Below are 16,546 nucleotides of genomic sequence, written 5' to 3' on the forward strand. Positions count from 1 at the left end.
GATGATGAGCATGCAAATCGAAATGCACAATATTTATAAAGCATTTGGTCAAAACAAGGTATTGGAAGGTGTTCATTTTTCTTTAGAGGCTGGGGAAGTACATGCGCTAATGGGAGAAAATGGTGCGGGGAAATCAACCTTGATGAACATTTTGACCGGGCTGCATAAACAAGATCAAGGAACGATCGAGATTAACGGTAAAGAAACCTCATTCAAGGATTCAAAGGAAGCGGAAGAGGCGGGAATGGCCTTCATCCGTCAGGAATTGAATATTTGGCCAGAAATGACCGTGCTGGAGAATCTATTTATCGGCAGGGAAATGGTGAATGCCTTCGGTGTCCTGAAGACGAAACAAATGAAAGCGCGTGCAAACGAGATTTTTAAAACACTTAATATTTCCCTTCCTTTTGATAAGGAAGCCGGATTTTGTTCTGTCGGGGAACAGCAAATGATTGAAATTGCCAAGGCGCTCATGACGGATGCCGAAGTCATCATCATGGACGAGCCCACAGCAGCTTTAACTGATAGGGAAATAGAGAAGCTCTTTGAAGTGATGAAGGGTCTTACCAAAAAGGGTGTATCGCTTGTTTATATTTCTCATCGGATGGAAGAAATATTCGCCATTTGTGACAGGATCACCGTAATGCGTGACGGAAAAACCGTCGATACGAAAAGAATTGCAGATACAAATTTCGATGAAGTCGTTCAAAAAATGGTAGGGCGGGAGCTGGAGGATCGTTTTCCTCATCGTGAAGCGAACCTTGGCGACATAGTCCTTGATGTAAAGGGTTTAACTAAAAAGGGGCTTTTTGAAGATATCCATTTCGCGGTTCGCCAAGGTGAGATTGTCGGTGTCGCCGGATTGATGGGAGCAGGAAGAACAGAAATAATGCGTGCCCTTTTTGGTGTCGACCAAATAGACAGGGGTGAAATCGCCATTGAAGGCAAGAAGGTTTCCATACGAAAACCAACGGATGCAGTTCGACACGGCCTGGCTTTCATTACGGAAAATCGTAAAGAAGAGGGATTGATCCTGGACTTTTCCGTAAGGGAAAATATCGGCTTGCCGAATCTCAAAAGTTTTGCTCCTAACGGAATCGTAAAAACGGAAGATGAGATGAACTTTGCCGAAATGATGATTAAGCGGCTTCATGTAAAGACATCTTCTGCTGAAACGGTAATCGGCAATCTATCCGGAGGAAATCAACAGAAGGTGGTAATAGCCAAATGGATCGGGACTTCCCCTAAAGTTTTAATTATGGATGAACCGACCAGAGGCATAGATGTTGGCGCAAAACGTGAAATTTACGAGTTGATGAATGAATTGACGGAGCGAGGCATCGCCATAATCATGGTTTCGTCAGAGCTTCCGGAAGTCATTGGAATGAGTGATAGAATCCTTGTCGTTCACGAAGGTGAGATAGCTGGGGAATTGTTAAAGCAGGAAGCGACGCAAGAAAAAATTATGGCATTGGCGACAGGAGGGAACTAGGATGAAACTTGAGGCTACAGGGAAAAGCGGGATTTGGCAGAAATTCGGTCCTTTACTCGCCCTGGTACTTTTATTTATCGTAATAACCGTTTTAAATCCATCATTCATGGAACCGAATAATATATTGAATTTATTGCGTCAAACCTCCATCAATGCACTTATTGCATTTGGAATGACCTTTATCATATTGACAGGCGGCATCGACTTGTCCGTCGGTTCCATTTTAGCTCTATCCAGCGCACTTATGGCTGGTATGATGGTCTCGGGATTAGATCCGATTTTAGCAATATTAGTAGGCATTCTACTAGGTGCAATAATGGGTGTAATCAATGGGATACTCGTTTCAAAGGGAAAAATGGCCCCTTTCATCGTGACACTGGCCACCATGACGATTTTCCGGGGATTAACGCTTGTGTATACGGATGGAAAGCCGATTACCGGAATTGGCGATTCCGTTATGTTCCAGATGCTTGGGAGAGGTTACTTCCTTGGAGTGCCAGTACCGGCCGTTGTGATGGTCATCGCTTTTTTAATCCTATGGTTCCTGCTTCATAAAACATCTTTTGGCCGTAAAACTTATGCCATTGGAGGAAATGAAAGGGCTTCCCGTATTTCGGGGATTAAAGTTGACCGAGTCAAAGTGGCCATCTATGGTCTGGCCGGTACGATGGCGGCCATTGCCGGTGCCATTTTGACATCCCGTCTGAATTCGGCACAGCCGACGGCAGGCCAATCCTATGAAATGGATGCCATCGCAGCCGTGGTGCTGGGCGGAACGAGCCTTTCAGGCGGTAAAGGGCGGTTGTTCGGAACGCTGGTCGGTGTCCTGATCATCGGTACCTTGAATAACGGCATGAATTTACTTGGTGTATCCTCTTTTTACCAGCAAGTGGTGAAAGGTGCAGTTATATTAATCGCGGTCTTACTTGACCGTAAAAAATCATAAGAAGAGGTGTAATCAATGAAAAAATTAGTATCGATCATCATGGTTCTTTCTTTAATGGTCTTGGCTGCCTGTTCAATGGATTCTGGTCTAACAGATGATAAAAAGGAAAAGAAAGACTCCATGAAAGACGTGAAAGTCGGAGTCAGCATCTCTACTTTAAACAATCCATTCTTCGTTTCCTTAAAAGATGGTATTGAAAAAGAAGCAAAAGAAAAAGGCATGAAAGTCACAGTTGTTGACGCCCAAGATGATACGGCAAAACAAATCAGCGGAATTGAAGATCTAATCCTTCAAAAGGTTGATGTCCTTCTTGTGAATCCTACTGACTCTGCGGCAATATCTTCAGCCGTTCAATCAGCTAATGAAGCGGGCATTCCCGTTATCACGATTGACCGCTCTTCAGACGAAGGGGATATTGAAACGTTCATCGCTTCCGACAATGTGGCTGGCGGGGAAATGGCTGCAGAATATCTAGTTAAGGAGCTTGGCGAAAAAGCGAAAGTAGTGGAACTTGAAGGGGTATCCGGTGCATCTGCAACTCGTGAACGCGGGAAAGGTTTCCACAATATTGCGGACAAGCAGTTAGATGTCCAGACAAGCCAGACGGCGGAATTCGACCGGACAAAAGGGCTTAACGTCATGGAAAATATCCTGCAAGGCAATAAAGACATCCAAGCGGTATTCGCCCATAATGATGAAATGGCACTAGGAGCCATTGAAGCAATCAAGGCAGCTGGAAAAGACATCATCGTGGTTGGTTTTGACGGAAATGATGATGCATTGAAAGCAGTTGAAAACGGTGAACTAAAAGCTACAATCGCCCAACAACCGGCACTTATCGGTGAAGAAGCGGTTAATGCGGCTGAAAAAATCTTAAAAGGCGACAAAGTGGATGACACAATATCCGTTCCATTGAAATTGGTCACCAAAGAATGATTGTCAAACAAACAATGAGGGTGCCGGAACTTTTCCGGCACTCCTTTTTTAATTCCATTGATGTTATCTGATTGTGGATATTCAGCTTGAATTGATATGAATGAGAGAGTATAAGAAAGTGAGATCCTTCTTTTACAAAAGTAAGGCGGCCCATGTCGGACCGCCTCCTAAATCAACTGATTGCTAGAGTATACCTTGAGTCAGCATCGCATCCGCCACTTTAAGGAATCCGGCAATATTGGCCCCAACAACTAAGTTGCCAGGCTCACCATATGCTTCTGCAGCCTCTACACTGTTTTTATAGATGTTTTTCATGATTTCATGCAGCTTGGCATCGACTTCTTCGAAAGTCCAAGGCATCCTGGCGCTGTTTTGGGCCATTTCGAGTGCAGACACGGCTACACCGCCAGCATTGGCTGCTTTTGCTGGTCCAAAAAGGATGCCGTTATTAAGGAATACTTCAATGGCCTCAAGGGTTGAAGGCATATTAGCACCCTCACCGACTGCCTTCACATTATTTTTGACCAGTAGTTTTGCTGCTTCTTCATCGATTTCATTTTGTGTGGCACAAGGCAGTGCGATGTCGCATGGTACAGACCAAATACCGTAGCTCCCTTCATGATATACAGCTTCCGGGTGCGCATCGACATATTCGCTCAAGCGTTTTCGTTCCACTTCTTTTAACCGTTTAACTGTATCCAGGTTAAGACCATTTTCATCATATATGTAGCCATTTGAATCGCTGCATGCAACCACTTTTGCGCCTAGCTGTGTAGCTTTTTCAATGGCATAAATGGATACATTGCCAGATCCGGAAATAACTGCAGTGCTGCCATGGAATTGTAACCCTTTGTCATTGAGCATCTCCTCGACGAAGTAAACCGTTCCATATCCAGTCGCTTCTGTACGGGCCAAGCTTCCTCCGTAACTTATACCTTTACCAGTTAGAACACCGGCATGGTAGCTGCCTTGCATCTTTTTATATTGACCGAACAGGTATCCAATCTCTCTTGCACCGACTCCGATGTCACCAGCCGGTACGTCTGTATCAGGGCCGATATAGCGAGATAGTTCCGACATGAAGCTTTGGCAAAAACGCATGATTTCTGCGTCCGATTTTCCTTTTGGATCGAAGTCCGACCCGCCTTTTCCCCCGCCGATCGGCTGGCCAGTAAGAGAGTTTTTAAAGATTTGCTCGAAACCAAGAAACTTTATGATGCTGGAATTGACAGTGGGATGGAATCGGAGACCGCCTTTGAATGGTCCGATTGCACTGTTGAATTGCACACGAAAACCACGGTTTACTTGAACATTGCCCAGGTCATCAACCCAAGAAACACGGAAGGTGATCATTCTTTCGGGTTCAACCAGCCTCTCCAATATCCCGCTTTTCATATATTCTGGATGTTTTGCAAAAACAGGGATCAGTGAAAGGAATATCTCCTTTACGGCTTGATGGAACTCATTTTCGTGAGGATTACGCTCCTTTACCTGTGCGTATACTTGACTTACAAACTCTTTGGCAACTTGTAATTCCTCATGCTCGACTTCTTGTGAAGTGGTCATTGTTCTCTCTCCCTTAAGGTAATATAGTAGTTTTAAAATACTAATTGAATAAGATATCGGTTTTTATATGATACTTTCATGATATAATTTAAAAATAAAACAAACAATCTGAATATTAGATAAGTAGCATGCTGTTTTGATATGGAAGAGGGAGCTTAGAGTGGAATTAAGGCAAATCGAATATTTCATTGAAGTGGCAAAGCGTGAACATATGACGGAAGCAGCAGTGAACTTGCATGTTGCCCAGTCAGCTGTCAGTCGTCAAATCTACAATTTAGAAGAAGAATTAGGCGTGCCACTATTTATCAGGGATGGCCGAAAGATTAGATTGACGCCTATCGGACATACCTTTTTAGCGAATATGGAGCAAGCTATGGATATAATCGATCGTGCCAAACGTGAGATGGCTGAAAGCCTGCACCCAGAAAAAGGGACAATCCGGATTGGCTTTCCCAGCAGTTTAGCTTCTTATGTATTGCCAAGGGTCATTTCCGACTTCAGGGAAAGTTATCCGCAGGCAAAATTCACATTGAAACAAGGTTCATATCGATACCTGATAGATTCGGTAATTAAAGGTAACATTAACATGGCATTGATCGGTCCTCTGCCGATGAATGAAAAGAAAATCAAAGGTGAAACGCTATTTATTGAGAAGTTAGTTGCCCTTTTACCAGAAAGTCATCCTTTGGCCTTAAAGAAATCACTACACTTGAATGAGCTTCAAGGAAACCCGTTCATCCTATCTCCAAAGGGTTATGTATTAAGGGATCTCGTTATGAAAGCTTGCAAACTGCATGGCTTTGAACCGGAAGTGGCATTTGAAGGAAAAGATACTGATGCCATAAAAGGCCTGGTGGCAGCAGGCCTGGGTATAACCTTGATACCTGAGATTTCCTTAGTCGATAGCTTGCCGCGTTTTACGGTTAAATTGCCGCTGGAGGAACCTTCTGTTACCAGGGCTGTAGGTGTCATCGTTCCAACTGATAGGGAACTGATGCCCACGGAGAAATTGTTTTACCAATATTTGAAGGACACTTTTGCAAAATTGGAAGGTTTTCAAAAATAGGATGGGTATATTAGTAAAGTCATAAATCCAGCTAATGGGAGAATCCTTAATCGGGTTCTTTTTTTTGTTGCAAATGTACCGAAATATCTCCATATAGACATCTTAAAATGGGTATAAATTATTTTGGAATAATAATTTATTAGTTTTTATTGAATAGTAATGTGTTAAATCTTTATTTTTGAAAGCGCTTTTATTTTTTCAGAATAAAAATACCACTTACATTATCAGAAAATTCATGTTATTATACGAACAGACATTAGCAGACATTTAGGCAGCGGTACGATATACTTGATAGGCTTTTTTAATGAAGACCTTTATTTTTTTTTCGATTTTCCTAAATTGAATATTCAGATAATAGATAAGGAGTGGAGATAAAGTGAGCAGGAAAGAATACATCAGCGATCGAATGTACAAGGCATCAACAGGGATAGCCAACGCAGTCTTGGTTACATTAGGGATCGGGTTATTGTTTGAATCCATAGGGGGCTATTTAGGCTGGGAGGTCTTCATGGCAATAGGCGGGGCTGCCAAGGTCTTGCTAGCGCCAGCTTTAGGAGCAGGTATCGCATATCAGCTCGGAGGAAATTCATTAATTATCTTTAGCGCCATGGCTTCAAGTGCTGTTGGAGGTGCTGCCATTCACAGAACTGCTGAGGGTGCCTTCACGATTGTAACGGGTCAGCCACTAAGTGCTGTCTTGGCGGCAGTGATTGCAACATATATAGGTAAGCGCCTAATCGGCAAAACGAAGTTGGATATCATGGCCATCCCAATGGGCGCTGTTCTGGTCGGTGGAGTTTCTGGATATGGCCTGGCTCTTGTCACCACTCCGCTCCTAACATGGATAAGCAGTCAAACCACCGCTGCGGTCGAGGGTTCTCCCTTAATCGGTTCCATGGTCATAGCCTTGGTATGGAGCATTTTATTGATGACACCGGCGTCTTCCGCTGCACTGGCGATTGCCCTGCAATTAGATCCCGTTTCCAGTGCTGCAGCTCTAATCGGATGTACCGTTCAGTTTGTCGGATTCACTGTCATGTCTTATAAAGATAATGATATGGGGGGGTTCCTGGCACAGATGGTCGTTACACCAAAAGTCCAATTTCCTAACTTGATCAAAAAGCCATTATATGTAATTCCCCCTTTTGTGGCGGCAATCATCTGTGCGCCTATCGCTACCCTGGCATTCGATTTTCAAGTGCCGTATGAGCTTGGAGGCATGGGGTTAAGTTCAATGATTGCCCCGATTGCCATCATAACTGGTCAGGGGCTGTACACGTTCTTGGTTTATGTGGCAGTTGGTATGGTATTGCCAGCTGTAATCACACTTGCCTTGCATCGGGTATTGAAGATGATGGGTAAAGTTAAGCCAGGCGATCTTCATTTGGAAGTTTCATAATCATAGTTTTCTTGGAAACCAGCCTGGTTAAGGAACCGGGCTGGTTTTTATTTATAAAGGGATTAGGGTAAAATGGGGAGGAAAGCAATTGCATAGATAGGATGATATGGATGGGAAAAGAAATTGATATAAAAGTGAAAGCTAAGTTCGTGAGTAAAATCGCAAAGGGTTTTCCCTTGATTGTTAAAGAGTCGATAGCCAACCTTAATGACCTTCAGGAAGAGGGGTCCTTGGTGCGTTTGGTGGATGAAAACAACCGCTTTCTGGCAAAAGGTTATTATGGTAAACAGAATAAGGGCTATGGCTGGGTATTGACCCGAAGAGAAAATGAAAAGATCGATCAATCCTTCTTCAACGGCAAAATCCAGGCAGCATATGAATTCCGAAAGTCTTTTTTTGAAGATGGGGAGACTACAGCTTTCCGCTTGTTTAATGGGGAAGGTGATGGAATTGGCGGTTTAATCATTGATCATTATGATGGTCACTATGTCATTAGCTGGTATAGCAAAGGGATATATTCCTTTAAGGACTACATCATTAAGGCATTGCAGGAAACGGTCGAGGTCAAATCGATTTATCAGAAGAAACGCTTTGATACAAAGGGGCAGTACGTGGATGAAGACGATTTTGTCATGGGCGAACAGCCGGCATTTCCGCTTCTTGTAAAGGAGAATGGAGTCCATTTTGCTGTTTATCTGAATGATGGGGCAATGGTCGGTGTCTTCCTTGATCAACGCGATGTCAGAAGGAAAATCCGGGATGAATACGCAAAAGGGAAAACCGTGTTGAATATGTTCTCCTATACGGGGGCATTCTCCGTGTTTGCCGCTTTAGGCGGTGCTGTTAAAACAACTAGTGTCGACCTGGCGAATCGCAGTTTACCAAAGACGATCGAGCAGTTCAGTGTGAATGGAATAGATCCCGAAGCTCACAATATCGTGGTGATGGATGTTTTCAAGTATTTTAAATATGCAGTGAAGAAGGCTTTGAAATTTGAAATGGTCATCCTCGATCCGCCAAGCTTTGCCAAATCGAAGAAGTTTACTTTCAGTGCCGGGAAAGACTATGCCAATCTATTGAAGGATACCATTTCCATTACGGAAGACAATGGGATCATTATCGCCTCAACTAATTGCAGTACGTTTGACATGAAAAAATTCAAGAGCTTCATTGATGTTGCTTTTAAGGAAATGAATGGAAAATATGAGATCATGGAAGAATTCTCATTACCGGCTGATTTTAAAACGATAAGGGAATATAAGGAAGGGGATTATTTAAAAGTAGTCTTCATTAAGAAAATTAAAGGTTAAGTAAGGGCGTCACAGTTCAAGCAGGGCTGTGAACGCCTTTTTTAATATAAATGTTTCATGTGGAACGATTGGACATTCAGATTCACTGGATAGGCCGTTCACTTTTCAAACCTTTCGATAAATGAAAGGAAGGTTTCATGCGAATGCTGTTAGCGATGCAAAACTGGGCTGCATAGTAGGTAAGCATGATCATTGGGCCAGAATAGGCAACATCATCGATAAATTTGTTCCAAGATAAAATGGAGTCGGAAATCACGAATAGGACCCCGCCGATGATTGCGGCCGTATTTCCGGTCATAAATGCCGCCCAGCCCATGAGGGAGATGACCGTTACATAACAGATCACAGGGATGATGAGGTTATGTTCACCTCTTTCGATTAACGAATGTACAATTTCACGGCTAATCCAAGTGGAGTAAATGCTAATCGGAACAATCGTCGCAAATCGGTGCCATGAAAAGTTCCATAGTCCAAGGAATGCCGTAATATAGAAAAGGTGGCCGATCAAGAAGGCGGAAAGCCCGATGACGAACCAAATCAACAAACCATCTCCAAGCATACAAAAGAATAAACCAAGAAAGATTAAGGATTGGTAACGATCCCGTCTTCTCACATTTGTCCGGGCGTAGAGCAAAATCAATAACATGGGGAGTATCTTGAACAGTATTTTGATGATCAAAGGCTCTTCCGGTATAAGAAAAATATATGCTAGTCCCGTGATAAGGATTGCGGCAGGTAGGCATTTCTTTAACATTCCATTCCCTCCTTCAATCTTTAATTCTATGTAAGGGGAAGGAACCCCTTGTCAAAAGTCGTGAAAATGAAAAAACTGGCTCCTGTTTAACCAGGAGCCAGTCAGTTATAAGGGAATCATACAGCTGAGTTTTCTTTAACGAAAGCTTGTTTTAACCAGTTTTTCCCCTCAACAAGCCTTGTGACAAGCATGGCACAAACCGTGTTTCCTGTTGAGTTAAGCAGTGTAGCGGGAGCATCGATGATTGTTGATATAACGGCAATGATAGGCAGGACTTCCACAGGGAAGCCGAATACACTAAGAATCAGCATTTCCCCAATCATGCCGCCTCCAGGAATGGCACCCATAACAGCTCCAACCAAAAAGGCAACAGCAAGTATACTTAAAATGCTTGAAATACTTGTCATATCCTTTCCAAATAAGCTGAATAGGAAAACGATTTTCAATACCCCGCCGAATACCGAACCATCTTTATGAGTGTTGGCTCCGAGTGGGATGACAGTCTCCGCTATATCCTTTGGCACGCCCATTTTCTTGACCGATTCCAGATTGACTGGAATGGAAGCGGCACTAGAACAAGTGGCGATGGCTGTAATGGATGGTGTCAGGGCATTTTTCCAAAATAATTTAACTCCATCTTTCCCGCCTGCGATAAAGGCATACAAAGTGAAGAAGCCAAAATAATAAATCAAGGCCAAGACTAGATAAAGAATGAAAGTGCGAGCATAGCCTTCTAAAATCTGCGGCCCAAGCTGCCCGATAATCGCCGCAAAATAAGCACCAAGTCCAATTGGAGCATAGTACATCACAATTTTGACGACCTTCATCATGACAGCTGTACCCGCTGTCAAAAACTCAGTAATCGGTCTTGCTTTCTCACCGACCAGTGCAGTGGAAAGTCCGATTAGTACTGAGAAAACGATAAGCTGAAGCATATTGCTTCTGGAGAACAGTTCTGGGAAATCGGAAACGGTTACCGTGTTGACCAGTTGACTGAAGAAAGATACTTCTTCTATGGTCTCTTCAGGGGAACTGTTTTCCATCAGTTCTTTAATGGCTGTCGTATCTGTGCCTTCCAACGGATTGACAATGGTTGTCCCAATAAATCCAATGACGGCAGCCAAAGCGGCTGTTGTCAGGAATACGAGAACGATACTTCCCATGATTTTTCCGAGACGCTTCATTCCGCTCATATTGGCAATCGCTGAAGCAATGCTGAAAAATACCAATGGCACGATGATCGTGAACATCAGATTTAAGAATAAGTCCCCTAGAGGCTGTATGATCGAGGTTTTATCCCCGAAAACTACACCCGCTATCCCGCCGATAATAATGGCAGTGAGCAGTATTAAAGAGGATCGATAGTTTTTGATAAAACTCTTCATTAAAATTCCGTCCTTTCAGGATGAAGATATCAATAAAAATATACTTCATTATCAACTCTAAAATCAGGTTTGACAATATATTTTTATAGGAAGGAATGTTAAAAGAAGAAATGCAATAAATAATAATGGGGAATGAATGGTGAAAATATCAAGAAGGAGGGATAGAATGGCATTTATTGAGGTGGAAGAAGGCGTTCGGTTATTTTATGAAGAAAAGGGCCAGGGGAAACCGATCATCTTTATCCATGGTGTGTGGATGAGCAGCCGGTTCTTTAAAAGGCAGCTTCCGTACTTTTCAGAAAAATATAGAACGATCTTACTTGATTTAAGAAGCCATGGCCAGTCAAATCATGTACATTACGGAAATACGGTCTCCGTTTATGCAAAAGATCTTCATGCGTTCATAGTTGAACTGGGATTAAGGGATGTCATACTTGTAGGCTGGTCGATGGGGGCATTTGTCGTCTGGGAGTATCTTAAGCAATTCGGTGAGGAAAATATTCATTCAACCGTGATTGTGGATGAATTGGCATCTGATTTCAAGTGGCCCGATTTTAATATCGGCGCATTTGATATGGATACGTTGATTGCCTTCATGACTGAAATACAAACGAATCGTTCCTCGTTTTTGCAAAGCTTCCTTGCTTCCATGTTCAACAATGAATTAACTGCAGAGGATGCAAGCTGGATGCTTAAGGAAGTGACCAAAATGCCGGAATCCATCGCCAGTAGCATTCTATTTGACCAATCGATTGTGGACTATCGTGAATTCTTGCCAGAAATCAATATTCCGACACTTCTCTGTTTTGGAAGGCATGAAAAAGTCATTCCTGTAGCTGCAGGCGAACATTTGCATAAAAACATTCCTAACTCCAAACTAGTAATCTTTGAAGATAGTTGTCATTGTCCATTTATGGAAGAAAGCGATTTGTTTAATGAAACAGTGAATTGCTTCATTCAAAAGGGAGTATAGACGTACAGGATAGGAAAAGGGGGATGCAGTGCCTGCATTCCTTTTAATTATGAATATAATTGAATTTTCTTTTAACTAAACGGTTTTGGCAGGAAATAAAGGGAATACTGGTACTAAGAAAGATAGTAGTGAAGGTTAATGGAATTGATAAATTAAATAGGTAATATTTTTATATCCTTTTCACAGGAATTGGGCTATTATGAGGTGGATTTAAATTGGTGTGATCGTTATCTGTTATTGAGAGAAACTCATGCAGAAAGTGATGGAGAGGATAAAATGGATGATCGTTTACCATACAATGAAATTATAGATGTATGTTTACTTGCGGGAAAAATCATGCTTCAGAACGGAGCGGAAACATCAAGGGTGGAAGATACGATGGTTAGGATCGCTGCAGCGTTTGGGTGCGGTGAATCACACAGTTTTTCGACCCCTACTGGAATTATTTTTTCGCTGGATGGCATGCATCCAGCTTCAAAATTGATCCGGGTTTCCCAACGATCTACAGATTTACATAAGGTAACGCTGGTTAACAGTATATCCCGAAGCATTTCCAGCAAGGAAATGACACCCGAGGAAGCATATTTACGGTTAAAACAAATCGAAAAGGCCGGGATGGGGTATCCCATGTGGGTACAGGTCTTTGCTGCATTTATAGCGAGCGGCTGCTTTTTAATCATGTTCCAAGGACAGTGGAGTGATTTCATCTGGTCCTGTATAGCTGGAGGAATGGGATTCTCTTGCCTGCTTTATTTGCACTGGTTACTGGAAGTTCGTTTCTTTGCTGAATTCATCGCCTCTTTAGTCGTAGGATTAGTAGCTATGTTCTTTGTCCAGATTGGAGTTGGAAGTCATCTGGACACGATAATCATTGGAGCGGTGATGCCGCTTGTGCCAGGGCTGTTAATTACGAATGCAGCCAGGGATTTAATTGCAGGGCATTTGGTTTCGGGTCTATCCAAGGGTGCGGATGCAGGATTGACTGCTTTAGCCATTGGGGCAGGAATATCGGCTGCGTTTGTTTTCTTATGATTTTAGGGGAGGAAGAATGATGATTGCACAGCTTATTACCAGTTTCATTGCCTCAGCCGCCTTTGGAGTCATCTTCAATGTACCAAAAAATTCATTGTTTCAATGTGGTTTCGTAGGGATGTTGGGGTGGATCTTATACTTTGCTTTGGTTGAAAATGAGATAAACAGCATCATTGCAACTTTAGCGGCTGCATTTATCGTTGCGGTCATCAGCCAGTATTTTGCTAAAAGGTATAAAACGCCGATTACGATTTTCAATGTATCGGGAATCATCCCCCTCGTGCCTGGAGGTTTGTCATATGATGCGATGAAGCATTTTGTCGGAAATGATTTTTATGTCGCCGTTCAGCTGGCGGCCAAGGTCTTCATGCTGGCTGGTGCCATTGCGATGGGGCTGATCTTTGCAGAAGTCATGAACCAGTTAGTAACTAAGTACAATAGAAGGAAGTTAAGATTGAGAAGCTAGCGGGAATATTCCTGATGAATATATCTGAATAAAAAGAAAGGAGAGCAGGTCGAACACCCTGATCTCCTTTCTTTTTTTGATATTTTAAAATAATAATAAATCTAGCTTATATGGGATCTTTCATCCCAGTGTTAGCAGTGACCAAGATTTCGTCGTATTTTTTGGCATCAGCTTTCTTGCTTGACAGAAGTGTTCCGGCGATGGCTGCGATAAAACCAATCGGGATGGAGATGATGCCTGGATTGGCAAGCGGGAATAATGGCTCCCCAACGAATATTGCCGCTCCCTCTACCGGTGACCAGACATTGGGACTTAGGAATACAAGCAATAAAGAACTGACCAGTCCAACTATCATGCCCGTGACAGCCCCGGCAGTGTTAAAACGTTTCCAGAATACCGTGAAGACAATAATTGGCAGATTGGCACTGGCAGCGACGGCAAAGGCAAGTGAAACAAGGAAGGCGACATTCATGTTTTGGGCAAATAAGGCAAGGATGATTGAAAGGACGGATACTCCGATGGATGCCCAACGAGCTGCAACGACTTGTTCCTTGTCAGTGGCTTGGCCTTTCCGGATGATGTGGCCATAGAAGTCATGGGCAAAAGCAGATGCTGCCGATAGGACGAGACCTGCTACAACCGCTAAAATGGTTGCGAAAGCAACAGCAGAGACGAAGGCGAACAGGAAGTCACCCCCAATAGCTTCGGCAAGCAGCGGAGCAGCCATATTACCGGCTGCATTCGCGGCTATGATTTTGTCGTATCCAACAAAAGCTGCCGCTCCAAAGCCGAGGAAAATGGTCATTATATAAAAGATGCCAATGATCCACGTGGCATATACTACGGACTTACGGGCTGTGATGGCGTCTTTCACCGTAAAGAAACGGATGAGAATGTGAGGCAGTCCAGCTGTACCGAGTACAAGCGCTAAATTAAGGGATAAAGTATCCAAAGGATCCTTGAATTTGTTACCTGGGTTGAGGAAATCCCCGCCCAAAGGAGTGGCTGTTTTCATTTGCTTGAACATCTCGATCACGCTAAAGTCGAATTTCGCCAACACGATGATGGAGATGATGAATGTACCTGCCATCAATAAAACGGCTTTAACGATTTGGACCCAACTGGTGGCCGTCATACCGCCAAATACGACATAGACGGTCATTAAAATACCTACAATGATGACGGAGTAAAGATAATCAATTCCAAGTAAGAGTTTTATAAGTGCACCTGCACCGACTAATTGGGCGATCATATAAAAGGTTGAAATCGAAATGGTGTTAAGGGCAGCAACCCCGCGTACTTTCTTTTCATTGAAACGGGCAGCGATCATGTCCGCCAATGTATACTTGCCAAGGTTACGGAGCGGTTCGGCCACGATATAAAGAACGACCAGATACGCAACGAGAAAACCTATGCTATAGAAAAAACCATCAAATCCGGAGAGTGCGACCATGCCGGCTATCCCCAAAAATGAGGCGGCGGACATATAATCTCCCGCAATGGCCCAGCCATTCTGCCAGCCAGTAAGGCTGCTGTCAGCCGTATAAAAGTCCGCGGTCGTTTTGGTGCGCCGTGAAGCAAAATAGGTAATGACCAATGTTAGTCCGACAATGATTAGAAATAAAATAAAAGCAAGTATATTCATTGTGAATTCACCTTTATCCTTTCGCTTCTTTAACGATTTTTTCTACTAACCGGTCAAATGTCGCAGCTTTTTTGGAATAGAGGATGCATAATGTCCAGGTCATGATAAATTGAGCGAAGGCAAAGATCCAGGCCCAGCTGATTGCCCCGAAGGCAATTGAGTTAAGAACTTTAGAATAGGAAGTTAGTATGGGTAGGGTGAAATAAAAGACCATGAAAAAGATGGATAGCGGGACGATGAAATTGCGTTTTTTCCTTAAGAGTTCTTGAAAAGATTGTGATTGGACGATCTTGGTGTAGTCCGTGGAAGCGCTTACCTCGGTTTCCTTAGCGATTGAATCGTTTGATGCCAAGTTGGTTCCCCCTTCATCATCATTGATTTGGTTTTCATTACCAATTTCCGATAACAGTATCAGTATATATTTTTCAGAATATATTGTAAATTTAAATGCTGAAAATAAACCATTTTTCGTTCGACATAGTTTTTTATTGTTACGTACAAGCAAAAGCTGCTTGCTGATTGATATCAAACACATGGCCATTAAGGAAAAGTTAAGCTTCTTTCACGATACTGGTTTCAATGAAGGAAATCTGAAAGGAGAAAAGTGATGAAAAAGTTGATAATGATAGGCACGGTTTTAGTTCTTGCGATTGGTGGATGCGTTTGGTTTTTCATGAAGGACAATGCTGAGCCTGTAATTGCAAAGTCGGTGACGGCTACAGTTGAAAAGGGAGATCTTGAAGTTCAAATAAGCGGTTCCGGATCGGTCGCCGCAATCAATAGTGAGGACATCACTTCCTCGGTAACGGATGAAGTGGATGAAGTCCTTGTAGCGAAGAATGAATTGGTTGAGAAAGGCGATGAACTCATTACCTTCACGGATGGAAGTGACCCGATAACGGCACCATTCGATGGTACCGTGACAACATTGGATGTAGAAGAAGGAGATCGTGTATCAAGCAGTGAAGTGGTGGCACATGTTACGGATTATAAAAAATTGAAAACCACGATCAGTGTTGATGAATTGGATGTCCCAAGTGTTAAAAAAGGACAAACAGTTGAAATTAAAGCCAGTGCTTTTGAAGATGAAACGTTTACGGGTGAAGTGACCAGTGTAGCAAAGGAAGGTACATATGAGAATGGAGTTTCTACGTTCGATGTCACTATCAAAATTGACAAACCCGGCGATATAAAAATTGGGATGTCGACTGAGGTGAGCATTTTGACGAATAGTGTAAAAGATGCTTTATATGTTCCGATTGAAGCAGTCCAAATTGAAGGTGAAGAGAAATATGTGAATATACAACAATCCGGTACAACTGAAAAAGCTGCCAGTACAAAAAAAGTGGTTGAGACTGGGATCAGCAACGATAAGTATATTGAAATAACTTCGGGTCTTGAAGAGGGACAGTTCGTTTCCTTGCCTATCACCATCAATGAGAGCTCCACTGGCAGTGGCGGCGAAGGAATGAGGGGTGGGCAAGGAGGCGAAATAAGAATGCAGAGCGGCAGCGGAGTTCCGAGCGGCGGGATGCCAAGCGGTGGCGGAATGCCGAGTGGCAAGGGAGGTCAGTAA

15 protein-coding genes are annotated in these 16,546 nt (G+C 43.0%); 10 read left to right on the top strand and 5 right to left on the bottom strand.

What is annotated here, in order from left to right; all coding sequences use genetic code 11:
* The first annotated feature begins 10 nt into the window (after window positions 1–10).
* Genes ACIROD_RS19040 through rbsB form a run of 3 tightly spaced genes read left to right on the top strand, consistent with a single transcriptional unit; the run spans window position 11 to window position 3,374 of the window.
* Entirely contained in the window at window positions 11–1,492 is a 1,482-nt protein-coding gene (locus ACIROD_RS19040; RefSeq protein WP_101223946.1) for a sugar ABC transporter ATP-binding protein, read from the top strand.
* A gap of 1 nt (window position 1,493) precedes the next feature.
* Window positions 1,494–2,438 (top strand): ABC transporter permease, encoded by a 945-nt coding sequence (locus tag ACIROD_RS19045; protein WP_101223945.1) that lies wholly within the window; start codon window positions 1,494–1,496, stop codon window positions 2,436–2,438.
* A 15-nt stretch (window positions 2,439–2,453) separates the two neighbouring features.
* On the top strand, window positions 2,454–3,374 hold the full coding sequence (gene rbsB / locus ACIROD_RS19050) for a ribose ABC transporter substrate-binding protein RbsB (RefSeq protein ID WP_230176045.1): 921 nt from the start codon (window positions 2,454–2,456) through the stop codon (window positions 3,372–3,374).
* Between the two features lie 183 nt (window positions 3,375–3,557).
* Here rbsB and gdhA read toward each other — a convergent pair whose 3' ends face one another.
* The gene (gene gdhA / locus ACIROD_RS19055) at window positions 3,558–4,940 is read right to left on the bottom strand and encodes an NADP-specific glutamate dehydrogenase (protein ID WP_101223943.1); all 1,383 of its coding nucleotides are present in this window, start codon (window positions 4,938–4,940) and stop codon (window positions 3,558–3,560) included.
* 160 nt (window positions 4,941–5,100) lie between these two features.
* Here gdhA and gltC point away from each other — a divergent pair, with 160 nt between their 5' ends.
* From gltC to ACIROD_RS19070, 3 genes are all read left to right on the top strand, one after another.
* The gene (gltC, locus tag ACIROD_RS19060) at window positions 5,101–6,006 is read left to right on the top strand and encodes a glutamate biosynthesis transcriptional regulator GltC (protein ID WP_101223942.1); all 906 of its coding nucleotides are present in this window, start codon (window positions 5,101–5,103) and stop codon (window positions 6,004–6,006) included.
* A gap of 406 nt (window positions 6,007–6,412) precedes the next feature.
* On the top strand, window positions 6,413–7,405 hold the full coding sequence (locus ACIROD_RS19065) for a PTS sugar transporter subunit IIC (RefSeq protein ID WP_101224027.1): 993 nt from the start codon (window positions 6,413–6,415) through the stop codon (window positions 7,403–7,405).
* Window positions 7,406–7,515: 110 nt separating this feature from the next.
* Window positions 7,516–8,715 carry a class I SAM-dependent rRNA methyltransferase gene (locus tag ACIROD_RS19070; RefSeq protein WP_101223941.1) on the top strand — a complete coding sequence of 400 codons (1,200 nt, stop codon included), beginning with the start codon at window positions 7,516–7,518 and terminating at the stop codon, window positions 8,713–8,715.
* An 82-nt stretch (window positions 8,716–8,797) separates the two neighbouring features.
* On the opposite strand, the gene ACIROD_RS19075 is transcribed toward ACIROD_RS19070, so the two are convergent.
* Together ACIROD_RS19075 and ACIROD_RS19080 are read right to left on the bottom strand one after the other, a co-directional pair.
* Window positions 8,798–9,469 (bottom strand): lysoplasmalogenase, encoded by a 672-nt coding sequence (locus ACIROD_RS19075; protein ID WP_402943118.1) that lies wholly within the window; start codon window positions 9,467–9,469, stop codon window positions 8,798–8,800.
* 116 nt (window positions 9,470–9,585) lie between these two features.
* Entirely contained in the window at window positions 9,586–10,854 is a 1,269-nt protein-coding gene (locus ACIROD_RS19080; protein WP_101223939.1) for a dicarboxylate/amino acid:cation symporter, read from the bottom strand.
* Between the two features lie 166 nt (window positions 10,855–11,020).
* Between ACIROD_RS19080 and ACIROD_RS19085 the strand changes: the two genes are divergently transcribed.
* The 3 genes from ACIROD_RS19085 (at window position 11,021) to ACIROD_RS19095 (ending at window position 13,325) form a co-directional block, all read left to right on the top strand.
* Complete coding sequence (locus ACIROD_RS19085; protein ID WP_402943121.1) at window positions 11,021–11,827, top strand: alpha/beta fold hydrolase; 807 nt, start codon at window positions 11,021–11,023, stop codon at window positions 11,825–11,827.
* Between the two features lie 276 nt (window positions 11,828–12,103).
* Window positions 12,104–12,859: a threonine/serine exporter family protein gene (locus ACIROD_RS19090; RefSeq protein ID WP_230176051.1), complete on the top strand. Its 756-nt coding sequence runs from the start codon at window positions 12,104–12,106 to the stop codon at window positions 12,857–12,859.
* Between the two features lie 16 nt (window positions 12,860–12,875).
* Complete coding sequence (locus tag ACIROD_RS19095) at window positions 12,876–13,325, top strand: threonine/serine exporter family protein (RefSeq protein ID WP_170973997.1); 450 nt, start codon at window positions 12,876–12,878, stop codon at window positions 13,323–13,325.
* Between the two features lie 106 nt (window positions 13,326–13,431).
* Here the strand turns inward: ACIROD_RS19095 and ACIROD_RS19100 are convergent, their stop codons facing one another.
* Together ACIROD_RS19100 and ACIROD_RS19105 are read right to left on the bottom strand one after the other, a co-directional pair.
* Complete coding sequence (locus ACIROD_RS19100; RefSeq protein WP_101223936.1) at window positions 13,432–14,970, bottom strand: solute symporter family protein; 1,539 nt, start codon at window positions 14,968–14,970, stop codon at window positions 13,432–13,434.
* 13 nt (window positions 14,971–14,983) lie between these two features.
* Window positions 14,984–15,304 carry a DUF485 domain-containing protein gene (locus ACIROD_RS19105; protein ID WP_402944024.1) on the bottom strand — a complete coding sequence of 107 codons (321 nt, stop codon included), beginning with the start codon at window positions 15,302–15,304 and terminating at the stop codon, window positions 14,984–14,986.
* A 273-nt stretch (window positions 15,305–15,577) separates the two neighbouring features.
* On the opposite strand from ACIROD_RS19105, the gene ACIROD_RS19110 reads away from it, so the two are divergent.
* A complete protein-coding gene (locus ACIROD_RS19110; protein WP_402943126.1) occupies window positions 15,578–16,546 on the top strand; it encodes an efflux RND transporter periplasmic adaptor subunit in 969 nt (322 codons plus the stop codon).

The sequence above is a fragment of the Peribacillus sp. NPDC101481 genome (assembly GCF_044767165.1).
Classification (GTDB): domain Bacteria; phylum Bacillota; class Bacilli; order Bacillales; family DSM-1321; genus Peribacillus.

Coding starts and splice junctions, on each gene's coding strand:
- ACIROD_RS19040 (WP_101223946.1), top strand. CDS start 11: ATGCAAATCGAAATGCACAATATTTATAAAGCATTTGGTCAAAACAAG.
- ACIROD_RS19045 (WP_101223945.1), top strand. CDS start 1,494: ATGAAACTTGAGGCTACAGGGAAAAGCGGGATTTGGCAGAAATTCGGT.
- rbsB (WP_230176045.1), top strand. CDS start 2,454: ATGAAAAAATTAGTATCGATCATCATGGTTCTTTCTTTAATGGTCTTG.
- gdhA (WP_101223943.1), bottom strand. CDS start 4,940: ATGACCACTTCACAAGAAGTCGAGCATGAGGAATTACAAGTTGCCAAA.
- ACIROD_RS19065 (WP_101224027.1), top strand. CDS start 6,413: ATGTACAAGGCATCAACAGGGATAGCCAACGCAGTCTTGGTTACATTA.
- ACIROD_RS19070 (WP_101223941.1), top strand. CDS start 7,516: ATGGGAAAAGAAATTGATATAAAAGTGAAAGCTAAGTTCGTGAGTAAA.
- ACIROD_RS19075 (WP_402943118.1), bottom strand. CDS start 9,469: ATGTTAAAGAAATGCCTACCTGCCGCAATCCTTATCACGGGACTAGCA.
- ACIROD_RS19080 (WP_101223939.1), bottom strand. CDS start 10,854: ATGAAGAGTTTTATCAAAAACTATCGATCCTCTTTAATACTGCTCACT.
- ACIROD_RS19085 (WP_402943121.1), top strand. CDS start 11,021: ATGGCATTTATTGAGGTGGAAGAAGGCGTTCGGTTATTTTATGAAGAA.
- ACIROD_RS19090 (WP_230176051.1), top strand. CDS start 12,104: ATGGATGATCGTTTACCATACAATGAAATTATAGATGTATGTTTACTT.
- ACIROD_RS19095 (WP_170973997.1), top strand. CDS start 12,876: ATGATGATTGCACAGCTTATTACCAGTTTCATTGCCTCAGCCGCCTTT.
- ACIROD_RS19100 (WP_101223936.1), bottom strand. CDS start 14,970: ATGAATATACTTGCTTTTATTTTATTTCTAATCATTGTCGGACTAACA.
- ACIROD_RS19110 (WP_402943126.1), top strand. CDS start 15,578: ATGAAAAAGTTGATAATGATAGGCACGGTTTTAGTTCTTGCGATTGGT.